This is a genomic window from Streptomyces sp. NPDC048001 (assembly GCF_043203115.1).
Classification (GTDB): Bacteria; Actinomycetota; Actinomycetes; order Streptomycetales; family Streptomycetaceae; genus Streptomyces; species Streptomyces sanyensis.
Map to the genome: position 1 here is coordinate 111054 of NZ_JBIDBN010000011.1, position 21418 is coordinate 132471.

Below are 21418 nucleotides of genomic sequence, written 5' to 3' on the forward strand. Positions count from 1 at the left end.
AGGGCATGAGTCGGGTTACCGTTCGAGTGGCCGTTGCGGGCTTTTGCCGTTTGACACGGGGGCGGGTTGTACCGTCACACTCCGCAGCGACAGCAGCGTGACGGCAGGGGCCGTCGCACCGGCACCGCACGACGGTGCCGCGCAGCGCCCCTGCGAGCGCCCATCGGATGTCGACCGGAGAGAAGAGCGAAGGTGTCCCCGACCAGCGAGACCGCACAGGGCGGCCGCCGACTCGTGATCGTCGAGTCGCCTGCCAAGGCGAAGACGATCAAGGGCTACCTCGGCCCCGGCTATGTCGTCGAGGCGAGCGTCGGGCACATCCGCGACCTGCCGAACGGCGCCGCCGAGGTACCGGAGAAGTACACCGGGGAGGTCCGGCGCCTCGGTGTGGACGTCGAACACGACTTCCAGCCGGTCTATGTCGTCAACGCCGACAAGAAGGCACAGGTCAGGAAGCTCAAGGAGCAGCTCGCCGAGTCCGACGAGCTCTACCTCGCCACCGATGAGGACCGCGAGGGCGAGGCCATCGCCTGGCACCTGCTGGAGGTCCTCAAGCCCAAGGTGCCCGTCCACCGGATGGTCTTCCACGAGATCACCAAGGACGCGATCCGCGAGGCCGTGGCCAATCCGCGCGAGCTGAACAAGCGCATGGTCGACGCCCAGGAGACCCGGCGCATCCTCGACCGCCTCTACGGCTACGAGGTCTCGCCGGTCCTGTGGAAGAAGGTCATGCCGCGGCTGTCCGCGGGCCGGGTGCAGTCCGTGGCCACCCGGCTGGTCGTGGAGCGGGAGCGCGAGCGCATCGCGTTCCGCTCCGCCGAGTACTGGGACCTCACCGGGACCTTCGGCACCGGCCGGGGCGGGGACGCCTCCGACCCGGCGGTCCTCACCGCCCGGCTGAACACGGTCGACGGCCGGCGCGTCGCCCAGGGCCGCGACTTCGGCGCGGACGGCCGCCTCAAGTCCTCGCAGGTCCTGCACCTGGACGAGTCCGCCGCCCGGGCTCTGGCCGCCGCGCTGGAGGACGCCTCCTTCGCCGTCCGGTCGGTCGAGTCCAAGCCCTACCGCCGCTCGCCGTACGCGCCCTTCCGTACGACGACCCTCCAGCAGGAGGCCTCCCGGAAGCTCGGCTTCGGCGCCAAGGCGACGATGCAGATCGCCCAGAAGCTGTACGAGAACGGCTTCATCACCTACATGCGCACGGACTCCACGACGCTGTCCGACACGGCCGTCGCGGCTGCCCGCGCCCAGGTCACCCAGCTGTACGGCGCGGACTACCTGCCCGAGAAGCCCCGCACCTACGCCGGCAAGGTCAAGAACGCGCAGGAGGCCCACGAGGCGATCCGCCCCTCGGGCGACCGCTTCCGCACCCCCGGCGAGACCGGCCTGACCGGTGACCAGTTCCGCCTGTACGAGCTCATCTGGAAGCGGACCGTCGCCTCCCAGATGAAGGACGCGGTCGGCAACAGCGTCACCGTGCGGATCGGCGGCCGTGCCGCCGACGGGCGGGACGCGGAGTTCACGGCCTCCGGCAAGACCATCACCTTCCACGGCTTCATGAAGGCGTACGTCGAGGGCGCCGACGACCCGAACGCCGAGCTCGACGACCGCGAGCGCCGCCTGCCGCAGGTCGCCGAGGGCGACGCGCTGACGGCCGAGGAGCTGTCGGTCGACGGCCACGCCACCAAGCCCCCCGCCCGCTACACCGAGGCGTCCCTGGTCAAGGAGCTGGAGGAGCGGGAGATCGGCCGCCCGTCGACGTATGCGTCGATCATCGGCACCATCCTCGACCGCGGCTATGTGTTCAAGAAGGGCACGGCCCTGGTGCCGTCCTTCCTCTCCTTCGCCGTGGTGAACCTGCTGGAGAAGCACTTCGGCCGGCTCGTGGACTACGACTTCACGGCGCGGATGGAGGACGACCTCGACCGCATCGCGCGGGGCGAGGCCCAGGCCGTGCCGTGGCTGAGGCGCTTCTACTTCGGCGAGGGCGAGGCGGCCGGTGCCGCCTCGGAGGCGGGCAACGGCGACGGCGACCACCTCGGCGGCCTCAAGGAACTGGTGACCGACCTCGGCGCGATCGACGCCCGGGAGATCTCCAGCTTCCCCGTCGGCAACGACATCAAGCTGCGCGTGGGGCGCTACGGCCCCTATGTCGAGCGGGGTGAGAAGGACGCCGAGAACCACCAGCGGGCCGACGTCCCCGACGACCTCGCGCCCGACGAACTGACCGTGGAACTGGCCGAGGAACTGCTCGCGAAGCCGAGCGGCGACTTCGAGCTGGGCACGGACCCCGTCTCCGGCCGCCCGATCGTGGCCAAGGACGGCCGCTACGGCCCCTATGTCACCGAGATCCTGCCCGAGGGCACCCCGAAGACCGGCAAGAACGCCGTCAAGCCGCGCACGGCCTCGCTCTTCAAGTCGATGTCCCTGGACACGGTCACGCTGGAGGACGCGCTCCGGCTGATGTCGCTGCCGCGCGTCGTCGGCGCGGACGCCGAGGGCGTGGAGATCACCGCGCAGAACGGCCGCTACGGCCCGTACCTGAAGAAGGGCACCGACTCGCGCTCCCTGGAGACGGAGGAGCAGCTCTTCACGATCACCCTGGACGAGGCGCTCGCGATCTACGCGCAGCCCAAGCAGCGCGGCCGGGCCGCGGCCAAGCCCCCGCTGAAGGAACTGGGCACCGACCCCGTCAGCGAGCGCCCGGTGGTCGTCAAGGACGGCCGCTTCGGCCCGTACGTCACCGACGGCGAGACCAACGCCACACTGCGCAGCGGCGACAGCGTCGAGGCGATCACGCCGGAGCGCGGCTACGAGCTGCTGGCCGAGAAGCGGGCCAAGGGCCCTGCGAAGAAGACGGCCAAGAAGGCCCCGGCGAAGAAGGCCCCGGCGAAGAAGACGGCGGCCAAGAAGACGGCGGCGAAGAAGACCACGGCCGCCAAGAAGACCGCGGCGACGAAGACCGCGGCGACCGCGGCCAAGAAGCCCGCGGCCAAGAAGGCCACGGCCGCCACGAAGACGGCGGCCGGGACCGCCACCGCCACCGAGGAGTAGCCGCAGAGGGCGGGCGCCGCCGGGCGCCCGCCCGGTCACCCTCGGCCCGGTGCGACGGCGGTGCCCGCGCCCCGGACCGCCCCGACTGCGGGCCGTTGCGCCCCGGTCTCCCCGCTCGCCGCCCCCGGCCCGGCGCCCTCCCGTGCACGGGCTTCACAACTGTGCGACAAAGCGACCGTCTGTTCGTACACCGCACCAGGGCGCTGACCACTCCGGATAGGCTGGGCGGATGACGCGAGCCGAGCAGCCAGCCGAGCAGCAGGCGGTCACGGGGTCCGCCTCAGAGACTGCTTCCGACGCCTCACACGACGCCCTCGCCGCGGACTCGCGGGAACGTGCCGTACGCGCCCTGCTGCGCCGCCCCCAGCTGCGCAGACTGTGGAACGCCCAGGTCCTCGGCGGTGCCGGTGACGCGGCCGGTCTGCTGGTCCTGCTGCTTCTCGCCCTCCAGGCAGCGGTGCGGTCGGACGCCTTCGGCAGCGGCTACCGCGGCGCCGCGTTCGCCGTCGCGGCCGTGTTCGCGGTCCGTGCCCTGGCCACCCTGGTCTTCGGGGCCGTCCTGCTCGGCCCCATGACCTCCCTGACCGCCGCCGGCGGCCCCCTCGACCGGCGCTGGACCATGGTCGGCGCGGACGGGGCCCGCCTCGCGCTCTTCGTCGTCGCCCCGCTGTGGCTGGACTGGACCGGCGACAACGCCCTCGCCTACCTCCTCGCCACCGTCTTCCTGACGGGAGCAGCCGAGCGCTTCTGGACCATCGCCCGCGACGGCGCGGCCCCGGCGCTGCTGCCCAGCCCGCCCCCGGAGGCCGCGGCCGTACGCCCCCAGCCCGACCATCTCGACGCCCTGCGCCGGCTGTGGGTGCGCACGGCCTTCGCCGTGATCCCGGCGGGAGCCGCCGTACTGCTGGCCGCCACGCTGATCGGCAACGCGCTCGGCACCGGCATCGACTGGTTCACCACCCACCAGGCCGCACTCGGCTCCTACGTGGCGGCCGGGCTGTTCGCCGCCTCGGTGTCCACCCTCTCCTTCGTCACCCTGCCCCGCACGCAGACCCCGCGCCCCCGCTCCCCGCTCGAAGGCCTGCGTCGGCCCGCCGCCGGCAGCGGAGCCGACCGCGGCCGCACCGGCGGCATCCCCCTGTTCGTCCTGGCCTGCGCCTCCGTCGCCGCCGCGGTCGCGGCCGCGGCCGCCGTCGCGGTGCTCCACGCCGTCGACCTCGGCGCCGGTCCGGCGGGCTTCGCCCTGGTCGTCCTGGCGCTGACCGGCGGAACCGGGGCCGGCATCCGGGCCGCCGAGTCCGTGCTGCCGTCCCTCTCCCGCCGCCGACTGCTCGCCCTGGCCGTCGCCACCACCGGCGTCGCGCTGCTGGCGATGGGCCTGGTGCCCGACACGGCGACCGTCGTGGTCCTGGCCGTGCTCGCCGGGCTCGCCGCCGGTGCCGCCGCGAACACCGGACACACGCTGATCGACCAGGAGACCGAGCAGGCCCGCCGCCCCCGCCTGACCGGGCACCTCCAGGCCGTCGTGCGCGTGGCGGTCGCGCTCGCCGCCGTCGGAGCCCCGCTGCTCGCCGCCGCGATCGGGCCCCACCGGCTCGCCGGCGGGGACCTCGTCTTCGCGCACGGCGGTGCCGCGTTCACGCTGATGCTCGTCGGTGCGCTCCTGCTGCCGGTCGCCGCCCTGGTCCTCGCCAAGACCGACGACCGCTCCGGCGTGCCGCTGCGGAGGGACCTGCGGGACGCCCTGCGGGGCGGTGCCGACCCGGCCGAGGCCCCCACGGCCGGAGGGTTCTTCATCGCGGTCGAGGGCGGTGACGGCGCCGGGAAGTCGACCCAGGTCGAGGCACTCGCCGACTGGATCCGGTCCAAGGGCCACGAGGTGGTCGTCACCCGCGAGCCCGGTGCCACCCCGATCGGGAAGCGGCTGCGCTCCATCCTCCTGGACGTCTCCAGCGCCGGGCTCTCCCACCGCGCGGAGGCCCTGCTGTACGCGGCCGACCGCGCGGAGCACGTCGACACCGTGGTGCGGCCCGCCCTGGAACGGGGCGCGGTCGTCGTCTCCGACCGCTACATCGACTCCTCCGTCGCCTACCAGGGCGCCGGGCGGGACCTGTCCCCGACGGAGATCGCCCGCATCTCGCGCTGGGCCACCGGCGGACTCGTGCCCCACCTCACCGTGCTGCTCGACGTGTCCCCCGAGGCCGCCCGCGAGCGGTTCACCGAGGCACCGGACCGGCTCGAGTCCGAGCCGGCCGAGTTCCACCAGCGGGTGCGCTCCGGGTTCCTCACCCTGGCCGCGGCCGACCCCGGCCGCTACCTGGTGGTGGACGCCGGACAGGAGCCCGAGGCCGTCACCACCGTCGTCCGCCACCGGCTCGACCTGCTGCTGCCCCTGTCCGAGGCCGAGATCAGGGCCCAGGAGGAAGCACGGCGCAAGGCCGAGGAGGAGGCCCGCCGCCGGGCGGAGGAGGAGGCGCGCCGCAAGGCCGAGGAGGAGCGCCTGGAGCGCGAGCGCCAGGAGCAGCTCGCCAGGCTCCGTGCCGAGGAGGAGAAGCGCAAGCGCCGCGAGGAAGAGGAGGCGCGCCGCCGCGAGGCCGAGCGCAAGGCCGAGGAGGAGCGCCGCCGCGCCGAGGAGGACCGGCTGCGGGCCGAGGAGGAGCGCAGGCGCCGGGAGGCCGAGGAGAAGGCCCGCCAGGAGGAGCAGGAGCGCCTGCGCCGCCGGGCGGAGGAGGAGGCCCGGCTGAGGGCGGAGGCGGAGGCCCGCCGCCTGGAGAAGCAGCGCAGGGCCGAGGAGGCCCTGCTGAAGGCCGAGGCCGCCCGCCGGGCGGCGGAGGAGGCGGCGGCCGAGTCGGCCGCCGAGGTCACCGTCCCGACACCGGCCGTCCGCCCCGGCACCGAGGAGCGGACCGACCCCGACGAGGTCACCCAGGAGGTCCCCCTCCCGCCCGCCCCCGAGGCCGAGGACGAGACCACCGTGCTCCGCAAGGTCCCGGCCGAGGACGAGACCACCGTGCTCCGCAAGGTCCGCGAGGAGGACGCCGCGCCGTCGCGCCGCCCGGCCGACGAGGCGGAGACCTCGGTCCTGCCGGCCGTCGACGACACGGCGGTGCTCCCGTCGCTGCGGGACGGCGGGGGCTCCAAGGCCCCCGAGGACCGTGTCCCGGCCGACTTCTTCCGGAAGGACCGGGACGGCGCCGAGGGCCCGGCGCGCGGTGAAGCGGGTCCCGCGGGCGGCGGCGCCCGGGGCGCGGCCGCGCCGGACGAGCGCACGCGGGAGCTGCCCCAGGTCGCCCCCGAGACGGCCGGAGAGCGGCAGCGGCGGCGCAGCGACTGGGCCGAGGAGACCCCGCTGGACGACCTGCCGACCCTCGCGGACGAGCTGCTCGGCCCGCACGGGGACGCCGACGGCGGCGACGGGCCCACCCGCCGCTGACCCCCGGTGGCCGGGGCCACGGCCCCGGCCACCGGGGGAGGGCGCGCCCCGGCCGCCGGCCCTCCCGGGACCGGGTGTCCGAGCGGTGCACCACAATGGGAGGCCGCAGCGCGAAAGGTGGTGGCGGCCCGTGGCCGTATGGGACGACATGGTCGGCCAGCAGCGCGTCCAGGCGCAGCTGGAGGCCGCGGCACGGGACGCCGACGCCCTGGTCACGTCACACGAGCGCGGCGAGCCCGCGCCGACCGCGTCCACGATGACCCACGCCTGGCTGTTCACCGGCCCCCCCGGCTCCGGACGCGTCACCGCCGCCCGCGCCTTCGCCGCCGCCCTCCAGTGCACCAGCCCCGACCGTGCGCTCGGCGGGGCCCCCGGCTGCGGCTTCTGCGACGGCTGCCACACCGCCCTGATCGGCACCCACGCGGATGTCAGCTCCGTGGTGGCGATCGGGTCCCAGATCCTCGTCGAGGCCATGCGCGATACCGTCCGCAAGTCCTTCACCGCCCCGGCGAACGGCCGCTGGCAGGTGATCCTCGTCGAGGACGCCGAGCGGCTCAACGAGAAGTCCGCCAACGCCGTGCTCAAGGCCGTCGAGGAACCCGCGGCACGCACCGTCTGGCTGCTGTGCGCGCCGTCCCTGGATGACGTGCTGCCCACCATCCGCTCACGCTGCCGCCTGCTCACGCTGAGCACCCCGCCCGTGGACGCCGTCGCCGACTTCCTGGTCCGGCGCGACGGCGTCGAACCCGGGGCCGCGGCCGCCGCCGCCCGCGCCACCCAGGGGCACATCGCCAGAGCCCGCCGGCTCGCCACGGACGAGCGGGCCCGCGCCCGCCGGGCGACGGTGCTCCGGCTGCCGCTCCGCCTGGACGACATCGGGCAGTGCCTCAAGGCCGCCCAGGAGCTGGTCGACGCCGCCACCGAGGACGCCACCCAGCTCGCCGAGGAGCTCGACGCCAAGGAGACGGAGGAGCTCAAGGCGGCGATGGGCGCCTCGGCGGGCGGCCGGATGCCCCGCGGCACGGCAGGCGTGATGAAGGAGCTGGAGGACAAGCAGAAGCGCCGCCGGACCCGCGCCCAGCGCGACAGCCTCGACCTCGCCCTCACCGACCTGACAAGCTTCTACCGCGACGTGCTCGCGGTGCAGTTCGGTTCGCGCACCGCGCTCGCCCACACCGATGTGCAGGACGCCGTCGAGCGCGTGGCCCGGGCCTCGACCCCCGAAGCCACCCTGCGCCGCATCGAGGCCGTCGTCGCCTGCCGCGAGGCCCTCGACGGCAACGTGGCACCCCTGCTCGCCGTGGAGGCCATGGCGGTCTCGCTGCGGTCGGGCTGACCGAAGCGCCCTGCCCGGAGCCCACCGGGGCCCGTTCGCCGACGGGCCGGGCGGCGCCCGGTCCGCACCGGATCACCCGTACGCCCGGTGCGGATCACCCGTAAGGGCAAGGACGGGCGACCGGGGCCTGCGGCGATTAGGCTCCGGGGGATGGACACCAGGCGTCTGCTCCGCACCTTCGCTCTCCCGCTGGCCACGGCCGGCCTCCTCCTCTCCGGCTGCAGTGGCGGCAACGCGTCGACCGGCGCCGTCGCGTCGGACGCACCGCCCTCCGGCCGCGCGGCGCCGGCCGCCGACCTGGAGCCGTACTACACGCAGAAGCTCGCCTGGCGGGACTGCGGCGTCCCCGGTTTCCAGTGCGCCACCATGAAGGCCCCGCTCGACTACGCCGACGCCGACGGCGACTCCATCGACCTGGCCGTCGCCCGCAAGAAGGCCACCGGACCGGGCGGGCGCATCGGGTCCCTGCTGGTGAACCCCGGCGGCCCCGGAGGCTCGGCCATCGGCTACCTCCAGGCGTACGCGGGCATCGGCTACCCCGCTCCGGTGCGCGCCCGCTACGACATGGTGGCCGTGGACCCCCGAGGCGTGGCCCGCAGCGAACCCGTGGAGTGCCTCACCGGGCCTCAGATGGACGCCTACACCCAGGTCGACCAGACCCCCGACGACGGCACCGAGGCCGCGGAGCTGACCACGGCCTTCAAGGACTTCGCCGCGGGCTGCGAGCAGCGCTCGGGCGCGATCCTGCCGCACGTCTCCACGGTCGAGGCGGCCCGGGACATGGACATCCTCCGGGCGGTGCTGGGAGACGAGAAGCTGCACTACGTGGGCGCCTCCTACGGCACCTTCCTCGGCGCCACCTACGCCGAGCTGTTCCCGGACCGGACCGGACGACTGGTGCTCGACGGCGCGCTGGACCCCTCCCTGCCCGCCGAGGAGCTCAACCGCGACCAGACGGCGGGCTTCGAGACGGCCTTCCAGGCCTTCGCCCGGGACTGCATCGGGCAGCCCGACTGCCCGCTCGGCACCACCTCCGTCGCCGACGCGACGCAGCGGCTCAAGGACTTCTTCGCCGAGGTCGACGCCCGCCCCGTGCCGACCGGCGAGACCCGGGAGCTGGGCGAGTCCCTGGCCACCACCGGCGTGATCGCCGCCATGTACGACGAGGGCGCCTGGCCCCAGCTGCGCTCGGCACTCGCCGCCGCCATGGAGGGCGACGGCGCCCCGCTGCTCGCCATGGCCGACAGCTACTACGAGCGCAGCCCCGACGGCACCTACGCCAATCTGATGTTCGCCAACGCCGCCGTGAACTGCCTCGACCTGCCCGCCGCCTTCACCTCCACCGAGCAGGTGGAGAAGGCCGTCCCCGCCTTCGAGAAGGCATCGCCCGTCTTCGGCAAGGGCTTCGCCTACGCCTCGCTCAACTGCGGCTTCTGGCCCGAGGAGGCCACCGGCACGGCCCACCGCATCGAGGCGGAGGGCGCGGCCCCGATCGTCGTCGTCGGCACCACCCGCGACCCGGCCACTCCCTACAAGTGGGCCGAGGCCCTCGCCGACCAGCTCTCCTCCGGCACGCTGCTGACCTACGAGGGCGACGGCCACACCGCGTACGGCCGCGGCAGCGACTGCATCGACACGGCGATCAACACCTACCTGCTGGAGGGCACGGCCCCCGAGGACGGAACGCGCTGCTGAACCCCGCGAGCGGCCCCCGGAGCACTCAGGGGGCCGTGGTCCGGGGCACCCTCGGGAACCCTGTAGACTTGGCGCCGCTGCTGAGGAGAGCGTGTCCCGCGGGGACGGGTCTCTCCGTCCGCAGGATGCCGCCTTAGCTCAGTTGGCCAGAGCAACGCACTCGTAATGCGTAGGTCTCGGGTTCGAATCCCGAAGGCGGCTCAGAGAAAGGCCAGGTCAGACAGTGTCTGGCCTGGCCTTTTCTGTTCCCTGATGTGGGCCGGGCGGTCGCCTGGGGTGGCGCAGGTTTGCTTGCGTGAGCGCTGCGTGAGCGGAGGCGTGGATTAGGGCCCCGGGGAGGGCGTCGCATCGTGGAGGCCACGGCGGAGCCGGCGGCCTGAACGGAATGGCCAACCTGCCCCTCGATGACCTGGCGCACCGCCTCCTATGATCATTTCACCGCGTTGACATGTCCTAGGGGGGAACATGCCGTCACGTTCATCCGCGAGCAGAAGCCAACGTCTCGCCTTCCTCGTACCGCTGTCCATGCTGGCGCTCACCGCATGCACCTCAACGCTTCCCGATATGGCGGGCAGTGAGTTGCAGGCCGCCCAGGATGATGCCCAAGAGGCCGGGTTCAACAACCTCACGTCCGAGGACGCACTCGGTCAGGGGCGAGCACAGGTCTGGGATCGGAACTGGGTGGTCTGTGACCAAGACCCCCGACCGGGGGAAGCGGACCCTGACGAGCTCGTCACTTTCACCGTGGTGAAAACGGACGAGCAGTGCCCTGCCGGCACCCCCGGTTTCAGGGTTCGTCCGGGCGACGAGATGCCGGACCTCGTCGGCATGAACCTGTTTGATGCGGGAGAAGTGCTCGTCCTCGTCAACGGAGTCGAAGACGTGGATGCCACAGGCAAGGGGCGCAGCACCCTGGCCCAGTCGCGTGACTGGAAGGTCTGCTCGCACGAGCCGGCAGCGGGAGAAGTGATCGAGGAAGTGATCTCGCAGATCGGCGAGCCGGTGGAGGACCCTGCTATCACCTTGCATGTTGTGAAGTCGGAGGAGAAGTGCCCATAGGGCGAACGCGCGAGTGATGCGTGGGCGGAGCGGCCGTCAGCCCTTCTTCGCGGCCTTCTTGGCCTTGGCCTTCTTCTTCCGCTTGGCCTTCGCCTTCGCGGCCTTCTTCGCTTCCTCGGCGGCCTGGCGGACCTGCGCTTCCTGCTCGGCCTTGCTGGAGGGGGACCAGCTTCGCGGTGGCCTCGGCAGCGCTCTTGCCGACGTGGGGGAGCACGCTCTGGTAGATGTCGCGCGTGATCCGGGTGTCACTGTGCCCGAGCGTGTCCGACACGATCTTGATGTCGATGTCGGCCGCCAGCATGAGCGTCGCCGCCCCGTGCCGGAGGTCGTGCAGCCGGATCGGCGGAAGGCCAGAGGCGGCGACGAGGCGCTCGAAGAGGTCGGTGACCTTGCCGGGGTGGAGCCAAGATCCGTCCTCCTGGGTGAAGACGAGCCCGGTGTTCACCCAGGCCGAGCCCCACTCGGCGCGGTCGGCCTCCTGCTGCTCGCGGTGCCGCTTCAGGATGTGGACGGTGTCGTTGTCCAGGGCCACGACGCGGAAGCCGCTGTCCGTTTTCGGCTCGGACGCTTCGACCTCCCAGCCGTCCTGAACGAGCTGGCCGGTGACCGTGAGGGAGTGCCGGTCGAGGTTGGTCTCCGACCAGGGCTGCCCACACGCCTCGTCTCGCCGCAGGCCGCGGAAGGCGATCAGGTGCCACATCGCGTACAGCCGGTCCTCGGCGACGAAGTCGAGGAAAGCGCCGGTCTGTTCCGGCGTCCAGACCATCACGGGGGACGGCTTCTCACCGGTCTGCTCCCACTTGGCGACCCGCTCGTCCGTCCACACGAGCGCCTTCGGCTTGCGCACCGGGTCGATCTCGACGTGAGCCGCCGGGTTGAACGTGATGATCTGCTGTCCGATCGCGTCGTTGAGGGACGCGCGGAGCGTGGCCTTGATGTGCTGGCGCGTGGCGGGGCCGGTGACGCGGCGGAAGGGCGGCATCGCGTCGATCGCGGCCTTCATCGCCTTACGGCGGGCGCGGTTGGCCACGCCCTTCCACGGGACGGTCGCCAACTCCTTGACCGCCGCACGCCGCTGGGCGTTCTGCTCCAGCCACTCGGCCACGGTCAGGCTGCCGATGAGATCCTGGCCGGCCCTGAGCCGGCGCCGGGTCTCCTCCACGTCCGGCAGGGGCAGCTTCTCGCCGCTGACCTCGGCCAGCATCGCGGCGACCAGTTGGATGCCCTCGGGGTCGTCGGCTTCGGCGAGTCCCAGGAGAGCTCGTACGTGGTCGAGATCGGCCTGGGCGGCCTTGAGGTTGCCGTACCCGCCACGGGCGAAGGAACATCGGCTACCGTCCTCGCGGGGAGGCAACTCCTGGCGTACGGAGTACGTGCAGTGATTCCTGCTGTTGCGCTTCGGGCAGGCAGAGCCGAGTTCCTTGCCGGTCTTCGGGTCACGGCAGGAGCAGCGGCGATAGGTGGAGCCCTTCAAAGGCTTTTCTCCGGGGTGGTGTTGGGATCGGTTTCGGGCGGGTCGACATCGCTCAGGGCGGGCGGAAGGTCTGGTGGGATAGCACCCTCCTCGCGGATGTCCCGGCGGAGGTGGCGAAGGTTGTACTTGGCGGAGATGGCCTGGTCGGCGTATTCGGTCCGCCTGCGTTCGGCTTCTTCCTGCTGGGCGCGGCTAGTGGCCGTTTTGGCGGCGAACCGTGCCCGTTCTTCCTCATCGAGCGCGGCGAGCGCGGTGCGCGTGAGGTTGGCGTGAAGCTCGAAGTCGGGGACCATGCCCGCGTCGCGTTCGGGCACCTCCTGTTCGCCGGTGAAGCGCCGTAGGGCGTCCCAGGTGGGGACGAGGCTCTGGAACGGGAGTTCCTGGGTCCGGTCGACGTAACCGACCGGGAAGATCAGGCAGACCGGGTACGTCTCCAGGGCGGCGGCGAGGACGATGACGTCCACCAGAGGAAGGGTGGCCCGGCGCCCGGACTCCATGTTGGCGATCACGTTGCGCGGGATGGGGTGCCCGAGCCTCTCGCACTCGTCCGCCAGGTCCTGCGCGCTCCACCCCATCTCCTTTCTTCGTCGCCGGACCTCGCCGGCCACGTTGGCCTTGATCCGGTCGACCCACTCCGGGAAGTCGTCGTCCTCTTCATTATCGAAACCATGTTGTGTCATGTAGACACACTAGCTCTCTCGTGATGGTTCCTAGACGCCTGGAGCCGGATGTGTTGGGCATGTTCGCCGAGGGCTGTGACGAGAGGAGCGCCACGTGCGCGATGACGCGATGACCGAGCGGGCAACAGGCATGACTCGCGAGGAGCTGCTGGCCCTTCCTGTTGCCGTTGACCTGGACACAGGCAATCGTGCGCTGGGTCTCGGGCGGAGCAAGGGCTACGAGCTGGCTAAGCGGGGCGAGTACCCGTGCAAGGTCCTGCGGCTGGGCAAGGCATACCGCGTGGTGACCGCGGATCTGCTCAGTCTGCTGGGGCTGGCCGCTTGAGGGCGAGGCAACGTAGCAGGCAGTTCTGCGCTGAGCTGACACAGAAGCGCTGGACTGTGGCCAGGCGTGGACGTACGGTTCGTGGTCCCTCGCGGTGGCCTGCTGCCCGCGAGAAGGGGATGGGCCCCCGGCGGTGCGACGCCGGAGGCCCGAGCAACCCCTAATGGCCCTGGAAGAGCCAACCCGGCGGTAAGGGCGTGCGAGCCCGCCACCGCCAGACGAGGAGCTGCCCTGTGGAACACCCCAAACCCCAGCCGTATTCCGCCCCTGACAAGCCCGAGTGGCCGCCGGTCGCCAAGCCCGGCCAGCCGGGCCGGACCACATCCGAGACCGGCCAGGCCGCCGGCGACCCGGCGCAGGCCTCGCCGCCCGCCGAGCGGTGTCCCGAAAATGAACGGTCCGACCTCGACCCCAAGCGGTGTCCCGAGACGGAACAGGCAGATCCGGAGCCGACACATGGATCGGAGCTGATCGACGAACTGCGTGAGCAGATAGTTCGTCATCCTGCCCTCCGAGCAGGCGCTCGACGCGGTCACCTTGTGGGTGCGGCGACGCATCTGCAGCCCGCGTGGCAGCACGCCCCGCGCCTGGCGGTGGTGGGACCGGCGAAGCGGTGCGGTAAGTCACGGCTGCTGGACGTGCTGACCGAGACGGTCCACGAGCCGATGCTCACCATCAACACCACGCCTGCGGCCGTCTTCCGCTCCATCACCGAGGAGCCGCCCACGCTCCTCGTGGACGAGGCAGACACGATCTTCGGCACGCCGAAGCAGGCGGAGAAGAACGAGGAGATGCGCGGCCTGTTGAACGCCGGCCACCAGCGCAACCGCTACGTGACCCGGGTGGTCGGCAATGACCACACACCCCACCGGTTCGCCACCTTCGCCATGGCGGCCATCGCCGGAATCGGTGACCTGCCCGATACGATCACGGACCGGTCGGTGGTCATCCGCATGCGCCGACGGGCGGGGGCCTTCCCCCGTGAAGGTGGACACGCGGTTATTGATCACGCGGCGAGCGTGAGTTTAACGGTGTGGTGTCGGCGTTCGTATTCGTTGGGGCTGAGGTGGCCGTTGGCGGAGTGCCGGCGGCGGGTGTTGTAGCGGGTCAGCCAGGCGAAGACGGTCCGGCGGCAGGTGCCTGCGTCGCCGTAGACGTGGGCGCCGTGGCGGGTCTCGCGTTTCAGGGACGCGTGGAAGCTTTCACAGGCCGCGTTGTCCGCGCTGGTGCCGACCGCACCCATCGACCGGGTCACCCCGAGCTGGTCACAGAGGTCGGCGAAGGCCCGGGAGCCGTATTGGGCCCCGTGGTCGGAGTGGAACACGGCGCCGTCCAGGCCGCCGCGTATCGAGGCGGCCATCCGCAAGGCGTCGGCGACCAGGGTGGTGCGCATGTGGTCGGCGATGGACCAGCCGACAACCCTGCGGCTGAAGCAGTCCAGCACGGTCGCGAGATAGAGGAACTCCCCGCCTGCGAGCGGGAGATAGGTAATGTCGCCCATGTATTTCCGCCCCGGCTCGGTGGCGGTGAAGTCCCGCTGGAAGAGGTCTGGAACCTGCGGGGCTGCCTGGTCCGGGACGGTGGTGCGGACGCGTCTGCGCAGGCGGATGCCGGTGATGGAGAACGTCCGCATGATCCGGGCGACCCGCTTCTCGTTGACCTGCCTGCCCTTCTCACGGAGCTCGGCGGTCACTCACGGGGAGCCGTAGGCACCGCCGGACTCGCCGTGCACCGCGCGGATCTCCTCGGCCAGGACCTGGTCATGGTGCTGCCGGGCAGCCCGGGCCTCGGCACCGGCAAGCCACTTGTAGTAGCTGGACCGGTTCACGTCCAGGACCTGGCAGAGCCGCTTCACCTCGTAGGTGTCCCGGTGGTCGTCAACGAACTGGAAGCGGCTGATCACCAGTTCGTCTCTCCGGCGAAATATTTGGCCGCCTTGCGCAGGATGTCCCGCTCGGTGGCGAGCTTGCGCTCACTCGCCTCGAGTTCTGCCACCCTCGCCTCCAGCTGCCGCACCCGCTCGTCCGGATCAGTGGACGGCACCGCCTGCCGGGGCTGGGCGGCCGGCTTCGCAGTCGCGCCGGTGACGCCACGGCGTTCACGGTCCCGCAGCACCCACTCACGCAGCGTGGCCCGATTGATGCCGAGGTCGGCGGCGATGCTCTTGTAGGTCGCCCCGGGTGTGGACTCGTACAGGGCCACGGCATCGGCCTTGAACTCGTCCGAGTAGTCCTTCATCGCCATCGGCGGTCTTCTCGCTTCCTCCGGATCAAGCAGATCCAGTATCAGCGTGTCCACCACTCAGGGGGAGGCCCCGAGGAAGCCCACGCGCTGCTCGCTCTCGCCTACCACGGGGCGGCCATGGTGCTGGGCAAGCTGGGAGAGCCCGAGCTGGCATGGATCGCAGCGGACCGTGGTCTGGCAGCAGCGCAGTCCAGCGGCCGCAGCGAGGTCACGGGATCGCTCTTCCGAGCAGTCACGCACTGCCTCCTGGCCACCGGGCGCTTCACAGCCACGGTCCAACTGGTAAACGACGCGGCAGCTGTCATGCAGCCAGAGTTGGGCGACGCCAATAACGAGTACCTCTCGGTGTACGGCACGCTGTTCCTCGCCGGCGCGATGGCTGCGGCGCGGGCAGAAGACCGGGCGACCACGCAGACCTTCCTCCGTGAAGCCGACGAGGCCGCGCAACGACTCGGCGCCGACGCCAATCACATGTGGACGGTCTTCGGCCCGACCAACGTGGCTATCCACTGCGTGGCCACCGCCGGCGAACTCGGCGACATCCAGGTCGCCGCAGATCTGGGCTCACGCATCGACACGACTGCCCTGCCGGTGGAGCGGCGCGTACGACACAGCCTCGAAGTCGCCAGGGCGCTGAGTTCCTGGAACCGCACCGACGAAGCCCTGGCCGTCCTGCTGGAAGCCGAACAGGCCGCGCCCGAGCAGGTGCGCCACCACTACCTGAGCCGGGAACTGGTCATCGGCTGGATACGTGGCACCGGGGGCCGGCCTTCCCATCCCGTGGCAGATCTGGCCCGCAGACTGGGCGTCGTCGCTGGCAGCTAGAGTCCGAACCGTGAGCGAGAACGAGCACGAAGCGAAGATGGCCCGCCCCCGTATGGCAGCTGGCGCTCTCTTCTTCGACGAATCCGATCGGGTCCTCCTCGTCGAGCCGTCCTACAAGGATTACCGCGACATTCCAGGGGGCTACGTCGAAGAAGGGGAGTCACCTCGGCAAGCCTGTGTACGCGAGGTCCAGGAGGAACTCGGCATCGCACCGCACATCGGCCGCCTGCTAGTAGTCGATTGGGCACCCAACCCCGGAGAGGGAGACAAGGTCCTCTACCTCTTCGACGGCGGTCGCCTGAGCGACGACGCCCGCCAGCAGATCGCACTGCAAGCGGACGAGCTCCGCGGCTACGACTTTCACAACGCCGACCAGGTCCCGGACCTCACCATCCCCCCGCCTCGCGCGCCGCATCTCCGCTGGCATCAACGCCCGGGCGAACGGCCTGACTGCCTACTTGGAGCACGGGGAGTCGCTGGCAACAGGTGCCTGACCCGCCCTCGCATGGCAGCCGCGACGGTGAGATCCGTCAGCAGTACGAGAACACCTACATCGGCCGACCCGTCGGCGGCGAGCCCACGATCAACGACGAGGCCGACGGCGTCCGCTTCGTCCAGCCGACCGACCTCGACCAGTACAACATCCACGCCAGCATGCGCCAGCAGATCGGCGACTACCCCGAGGAGCGAGTCGCGGATGGAAGCGCTCTGCTGAGCTGGGTCTCCGCGACCTGCGTCGCCCACTCCTCGATGAGACCACCTATGCCTGGCTCCCTGCCCAGGACATGTCGGCGTCAGCTGCTGCGCATTCCGCGACTGCTTCCCAGCCGTCCCGTCCTATGCCAGATGGGACGAAGGCGCCGACCTCGCCGCGTGGAGGAAGCGGCCACATCTGACCAGGCGACCCGATAGCGGTCAAGCATGGCGTATGGTGGTGCCTACCGACGCGGGGTGGAGCAGCTCGGTAGCTCGCTGGGCTCATAACCCAGAGGTCGCAGGTTCAAATCCTGTCCCCGCTACGAGATGCGGCCCAGTGCATGTGCACTGGGCCGCATTATTTTTTGATCTCTCTGACGGACCTGCCCTGTGCTCTGGTGCGTCCCGGCTCAGGCTGGCCCGCTTGCATCGTTTGGCGATGGGAGCGCGCAACGCCCCTCTTCCGACACATCGGGTCTTCCACGCACAGTTGCTGGGCGGCAACCTTGGGTAGCAACTGGTGGCATGCCGCTAGAGTTGCAGGCGTGACTGACGACGCCAACCTCACGCGCACTCTGAGCGGCCCCGAGCACCAGCAGGTGCGCCTCCCAACGATCAAGCAACTCGTTGAGGCGGGTTGGGACCAGGGGCAGCTGCGCTGGAAGCCTGAATGGCGGGTGCCTCAGTCTCCACACGATGCTGCAAAGCGCGAGGGGGGCAAGTCCTTCGCCGGCTGGCCCGTGGACCTCGCCATCTTCGATGATGTGCGTCACGCGGGCGATTGGGAACATATCCTCGTCATCTGCGAATTCAAGCAGCCGACGCTTGAGACGGGAATCTCGCAGCTCGAAATCTATCTCAGTCGTGAACCACGTGCGCGAATGGGGTACTGGACCAACGGGTCCGAGGATGTCAGGGTCTACAAGCTGGCCGACGGTAGATTCCAGCACTTCCGCAACCACGGCCTTCCTCAGCCGGGCGAAGAGTTCATTCGTCCTTCCGAGAAGCCGCTGACCTTCAACGACCTCGTCACACCGAAAAGCGGTCAACTGCGCTCCATCTTCAGCCGCCTGCTGGATGTAGTGGTCGCTCGGGACAGTCGTTCGACTCGTTCAGAGGCGCAGCTGAACGAGCTCTGCAATCTCTTGCTCCTTAAGCTTGAGTCGGACTCGAACGCGTCATACGACCATAGTAAGCCGGTTGCTTTCCAGCTCTCTCAAGGAGACGAAGAAGCTACCGCTGCTGTGATGCGGGCGCAGTTTGAAGCCCTCAAGACGTTTCGTCCTGAAGTATTCGCTGAGCACCACGAAAGCGACCTCAATCTTGACGCTCACACCATCCAGGAAGCGGTGTACGAGCTCTCCAATCTGAACCTGCTTGATGTGGGGCCCGAAGCCATCTCTTCAGCCTTCCAGGTATTCCGCCGGGCGAACCTGAAGGCTGGAGAAGGACAGTACTTCACCCCTCAGCGCGTCATTTCCTCCGCCATCAAGATGATGGATATTCGCCTCGAGGATAAAATCATTGACCCGGCGTGCGGGACCGGCGGATTCCTGGCCGAAGCTTTCCTTTCCTTGGTGGATAAGGTTTCCACGGAGAGTTCCGCTGCCGCCGCACGAACCTGGGCTCATCGGAATGTGTACGGCGTCGACAAGGACTCCATTAACGTCAAGCTGACGCGTGCAATCATGGTCGGTCTTGGTGATGGATCCGTGAATGTGCACATCGGTGATTCGATAAGAGAAGACCGTTGGGCCAAGGACTACCCGCATCTTGAGCGTCCCCTGAGTGACGGTTCCTTCACTGCCGTGATCACCAATCCACCTTTTGGAAAGAACCTTAAGGTAAGTAAGGTCGATGCTCGTCGAAACGGTTACAGCATCGCGGCTGCAGCGAGCCGGAAGGACGGCGAGTATGCCGACCTAGAGATCGGCCTGGTGTTTCTCGAGCGATCGTACAGGCTGCTTATGAAGGGTGGTCGTCTCGGGATTATTTTGCCCGAGACGTATTTCTTCTCTCCGACCTACAAGTGGCTTCCTGGTTGGTTGAGCGAGCGCTTCACCCTCCGGGGCGTTCTCAATATTCCCATGGAAGCATTCCAGGGGTTCTGTCGAGCGAAGACCAACTTCTACGTCTTTGAGAAGAAGTGATTTCCTTGGTGCATAAGCCGGCTTGGTTCCGTGAGGGTCAGGTTTTCGTTTCCTACGCGACAACTGTCGGTATCAACAAGGACGGCGAGGATCTATTCGTCGTGGATGCCGAGACTGGCATGCGGACGGGGGTGATCGATGATCAGATCGCCGGTGACGTAGCCGCCCTGGTTGATGAATTTGATACGACGGAGACCAGTCGCTGGGTTGAGCTGGATGGTCTCACTGACCAGCTGACTGCAGTGCCGAACTATTTTGACGAGCGCCCTGTGCGTGAGTTCGTTGCGCTTATGAAATCTCCGGAGATGCAAGGTTTCACGAGTGCGTCCATCGGAGATCTCATCGAAGATGAATCGCTGATCTCGATGAATGGCCACGGCAGCCCATCGGCCGACTTTCGTACGGGTCACGTTCCTTACATCAAGGTTTCTGACATTCGCGCAGGCCAGGTCAACATCAACCCGACCAATCGGGTTCCTGATGTGGTCGCCGAGCGCTTTTGGAAGGGGAGCGGGTCTGGTCTTGAGGCGTATGACCTGATCACCCCTATCCGCACGAGTAAGAATATCGGCGAGTTCGCGGTGATCATGCCAGGGCAGGAGCGAGTGGTCCTGACGAAAGAAGTGCTGGTACTGCGGGCCGCGGAATCTGCTCCATTCGATAACTTCTATCTCCTGTGGGCGATGACGCTGAAGGCGGTGCGTCGGCAGTGGGATCGCGTTGTGTTTATGCAGACGAACCGTGAGGATGTAGGTCGGCGGTATAGGGAGATTCTTATCCCGGTTCCGCCGAATCGTGAGGTTGCCGATAGGGCCTCGAAGGCATTCCGGGATTACTACCTTGGGACACAGCGTCTGCGGGAAGACCTGTTGAGCTATCTCGCGAACGATGACAAGCACTACATTTTCATGTCGAGTGCTGCTGCGGTGGAGGAAGCTGACGATGAGCCTGAGGGTGACATTGCGTAGACGGCGCCCCGAGTGTCCGTCAGGCTGAGGGCCTGACGGACACCACAGCTCACGCTAGCGATTTCCCCAGCCGCGGTGCGCTTCGGGGCCGTGTGGGCTCCAGCCGTTCAGGTAGGGCGCGAGCTCCTCGGGCTTCGGTTCGCGAGCGGTGGGCATGGTGGGAAGACGGGTCAGTGGGTCGAGTCTCTGAACGTAACGGCGTGCCCAGGCCAGCCACCCTCGAGCCGAGGCCACCGCCGCCTCATCTTCCCCGGCCGTCTCTTCCAGTCGACGCTCCAAGGCGTTGCAGTACGAGCTCAGGCTTGCCGCCTTCTGCCATTGGCCAGCCTGCGCGCGGAGTACCTCGGCATACTGTTCCTGCGCGGCCAGCTCCTTCGCCTTCTCCATGGCCGCCCGCCAGCGAACCTCGCGCTCGGCCTTTGCCCGCTCCTCGTCCGCCTTCCGTTGGGCGTCCTCTACGGCGCGGGTCTCGATCTCCCGGAGAACGGCTCCCAGGATGTCCTCCAGCACCCAACGCTTGCGATCGGCCCAGCGGGACTGCCGGCTGGATCGGCTGTAGCCGAGTTCGATCACGAGGCTCTTCGAGCGCTCCGGATCGGTGGACTGGGGAGACTCCTGCTGGATCGTGACGGTGTAGGTGAAGCCGTCCACGACCAAGTCCAGTTCGCCCTCACGAAGGGAGTAGCTGGAGGGGTGGTGCCGCCCGCCGTACGTGGTGTAGGCACGGGTGCGCCGGCGGGAGGGGACTTCATGCTCCTGCACCTTGTGCCCTCGACGTACTGCCTCGGCGGCGAGGCCCTGGAGAAGCAGCAACGATCGGCGCCGCAGCGGGGCGGGCATGACGAGTCGACCCTCGTCGTCTCTCAGCGCAGCCACGACCGGATGCGGAGCGCGCAACTGAGTGGGTACGTGGACGGGTGGCGCCTCATCCGGCCTCTGCCTCAGTGAGTTGGGGTGCGGACCCTCGACCAGAGAGATCTGCAGGTCGCGATTCCACATGCGGAGACTTTCGATGCGTCGGCCCTCAGGGACGAGGCTGTGGCGCTTCGCGTAGTCGATCACACGTCGCCACTCTGTCACCGTGGCGTCGTCGGGATTGGTGATGGTGACGCGCCTGTCCGTATCGAGTCGCTCGATGAGCTCCTTCGCCTTGGTCCGACGGGCGAGTGCGACTGGCCTGTCCGCGTAGGACGCGGAGCGGGTGCCACCTGACGTCTTCCCCGCGGCAGCCTTCTTTGGCCCGGCGTGCGCGGGGTCGTCCGGGTGGTGGCCGTGCTGGATGTAGAAGGTGCCTGCCTCGGTGACCTGGGTATCCACCTCGCCCCCGCTGCGCTTGAGCGTCACCAGCCCGCGGTCGCGCAGAGCGTAGGCGGTACGGAACTCACCGGGGTCCCAGGGCTCCTCGGACTCCTTGGCGTTCGCGAGCTGGCCGAGCAGGGCGAGCTGTCGTTCGTTCAGGGGAGACCAGCGATGCATGAT

11 protein-coding genes, 2 tRNA genes and 5 pseudogenes are annotated in these 21418 nt (G+C 69.3%); 14 read left to right on the forward strand and 4 right to left on the reverse strand.

What is annotated here, in order from left to right; all coding sequences use genetic code 11:
• Positions 1-192: 192 nt before the first annotated feature.
• The 6 genes from topA to ACGF15_RS21355 all read left to right on the forward strand — a co-directional run bounded on the left by topA (position 193) and on the right by ACGF15_RS21355 (position 10577).
• Positions 193-3054 (forward strand): type I DNA topoisomerase, encoded by a 2862-nt coding sequence (topA, locus tag ACGF15_RS21330; protein WP_345614363.1) that lies wholly within the window; start codon positions 193-195, stop codon positions 3052-3054.
• Between the two features lie 229 nt (positions 3055-3283).
• Entirely contained in the window at positions 3284-6487 is a 3204-nt protein-coding gene (tmk, locus tag ACGF15_RS21335) for a dTMP kinase (protein ID WP_392801024.1), read from the forward strand.
• 130 nt (positions 6488-6617) lie between these two features.
• On the forward strand, positions 6618-7823 hold the full coding sequence (locus ACGF15_RS21340; protein WP_345614361.1) for a DNA polymerase III subunit delta': 1206 nt from the start codon (positions 6618-6620) through the stop codon (positions 7821-7823).
• Between the two features lie 150 nt (positions 7824-7973).
• The gene (locus ACGF15_RS21345; RefSeq protein WP_392801027.1) at positions 7974-9518 is read left to right on the forward strand and encodes an alpha/beta hydrolase; all 1545 of its coding nucleotides are present in this window, start codon (positions 7974-7976) and stop codon (positions 9516-9518) included.
• 127 nt (positions 9519-9645) lie between these two features.
• Positions 9646-9719, forward strand: a tRNA-Thr gene (locus ACGF15_RS21350).
• Positions 9720-10043: 324 nt separating this feature from the next.
• Positions 10044-10577, forward strand: coding sequence for a hypothetical protein (locus ACGF15_RS21355; RefSeq protein WP_392801030.1), 534 nt, complete (start codon positions 10044-10046; stop codon positions 10575-10577).
• A 36-nt stretch (positions 10578-10613) separates the two neighbouring features.
• On the opposite strand, the pseudogene ACGF15_RS21360 reads toward ACGF15_RS21355, so the two are convergent.
• Both ACGF15_RS21360 and ACGF15_RS21365 read right to left on the reverse strand, forming a co-directional pair.
• Positions 10614-12051 (reverse strand): annotated as a pseudogene (locus ACGF15_RS21360) (tyrosine-type recombinase/integrase).
• Positions 12048-12731 carry a helix-turn-helix domain-containing protein gene (locus ACGF15_RS21365; protein WP_392801033.1) on the reverse strand — a complete coding sequence of 228 codons (684 nt, stop codon included), beginning with the start codon at positions 12729-12731 and terminating at the stop codon, positions 12048-12050. Before ACGF15_RS21365 ends, ACGF15_RS21360 begins: the two are co-directional and overlap by 4 nt.
• A 109-nt stretch (positions 12732-12840) precedes the next feature.
• Here ACGF15_RS21365 and ACGF15_RS21370 point away from each other — a divergent pair, with 109 nt between their 5' ends.
• Together ACGF15_RS21370 and ACGF15_RS21375 are read left to right on the forward strand one after the other, a co-directional pair.
• Positions 12841-13056 carry a hypothetical protein gene (locus ACGF15_RS21370; protein WP_345614405.1) on the forward strand — a complete coding sequence of 72 codons (216 nt, stop codon included), beginning with the start codon at positions 12841-12843 and terminating at the stop codon, positions 13054-13056.
• A gap of 467 nt (positions 13057-13523) precedes the next feature.
• Positions 13524-14024: pseudogene (locus ACGF15_RS21375) on the forward strand (hypothetical protein); the annotation flags it as partial.
• Positions 14025-14062: 38 nt separating this feature from the next.
• On the opposite strand, the pseudogene ACGF15_RS21380 reads toward ACGF15_RS21375, so the two are convergent.
• Positions 14063-15300: pseudogene (locus tag ACGF15_RS21380) on the reverse strand (IS3 family transposase).
• Between the two features lie 117 nt (positions 15301-15417).
• Here ACGF15_RS21380 and ACGF15_RS21385 point away from each other — a divergent pair.
• The 6 genes and pseudogenes from ACGF15_RS21385 (at position 15418) to ACGF15_RS21410 (ending at position 19939) form a co-directional block, all read left to right on the forward strand.
• Positions 15418-16125 (forward strand): XRE family transcriptional regulator, encoded by a 708-nt coding sequence (locus ACGF15_RS21385; protein ID WP_392801036.1) that lies wholly within the window; start codon positions 15418-15420, stop codon positions 16123-16125.
• Positions 16126-16135: 10 nt separating this feature from the next.
• A pseudogene (locus ACGF15_RS21390) lies at positions 16136-16619 on the forward strand (NUDIX domain-containing protein).
• Between the two features lie 22 nt (positions 16620-16641).
• Positions 16642-16803 (forward strand): annotated as a pseudogene (locus tag ACGF15_RS21395) (NUDIX hydrolase); the annotation flags it as partial.
• A 267-nt stretch (positions 16804-17070) separates the two neighbouring features.
• Positions 17071-17144, forward strand: a tRNA-Met gene (locus ACGF15_RS21400).
• Between the two features lie 222 nt (positions 17145-17366).
• Positions 17367-18971 carry an N-6 DNA methylase gene (locus ACGF15_RS21405; RefSeq protein WP_345614355.1) on the forward strand — a complete coding sequence of 535 codons (1605 nt, stop codon included), beginning with the start codon at positions 17367-17369 and terminating at the stop codon, positions 18969-18971.
• Complete coding sequence (locus ACGF15_RS21410) at positions 18968-19939, forward strand: hypothetical protein (RefSeq protein ID WP_392801039.1); 972 nt, start codon at positions 18968-18970, stop codon at positions 19937-19939. Before ACGF15_RS21405 ends, ACGF15_RS21410 begins: the two co-directional genes overlap by 4 nt.
• Before the next feature lie 54 nt (positions 19940-19993).
• Here the strand turns inward: ACGF15_RS21410 and ACGF15_RS21415 are convergent, their stop codons facing one another.
• Entirely contained in the window at positions 19994-21415 is a 1422-nt protein-coding gene (locus tag ACGF15_RS21415) for a hypothetical protein (protein WP_392801042.1), read from the reverse strand.
• Positions 21416-21418 lie beyond the last annotated feature (3 nt).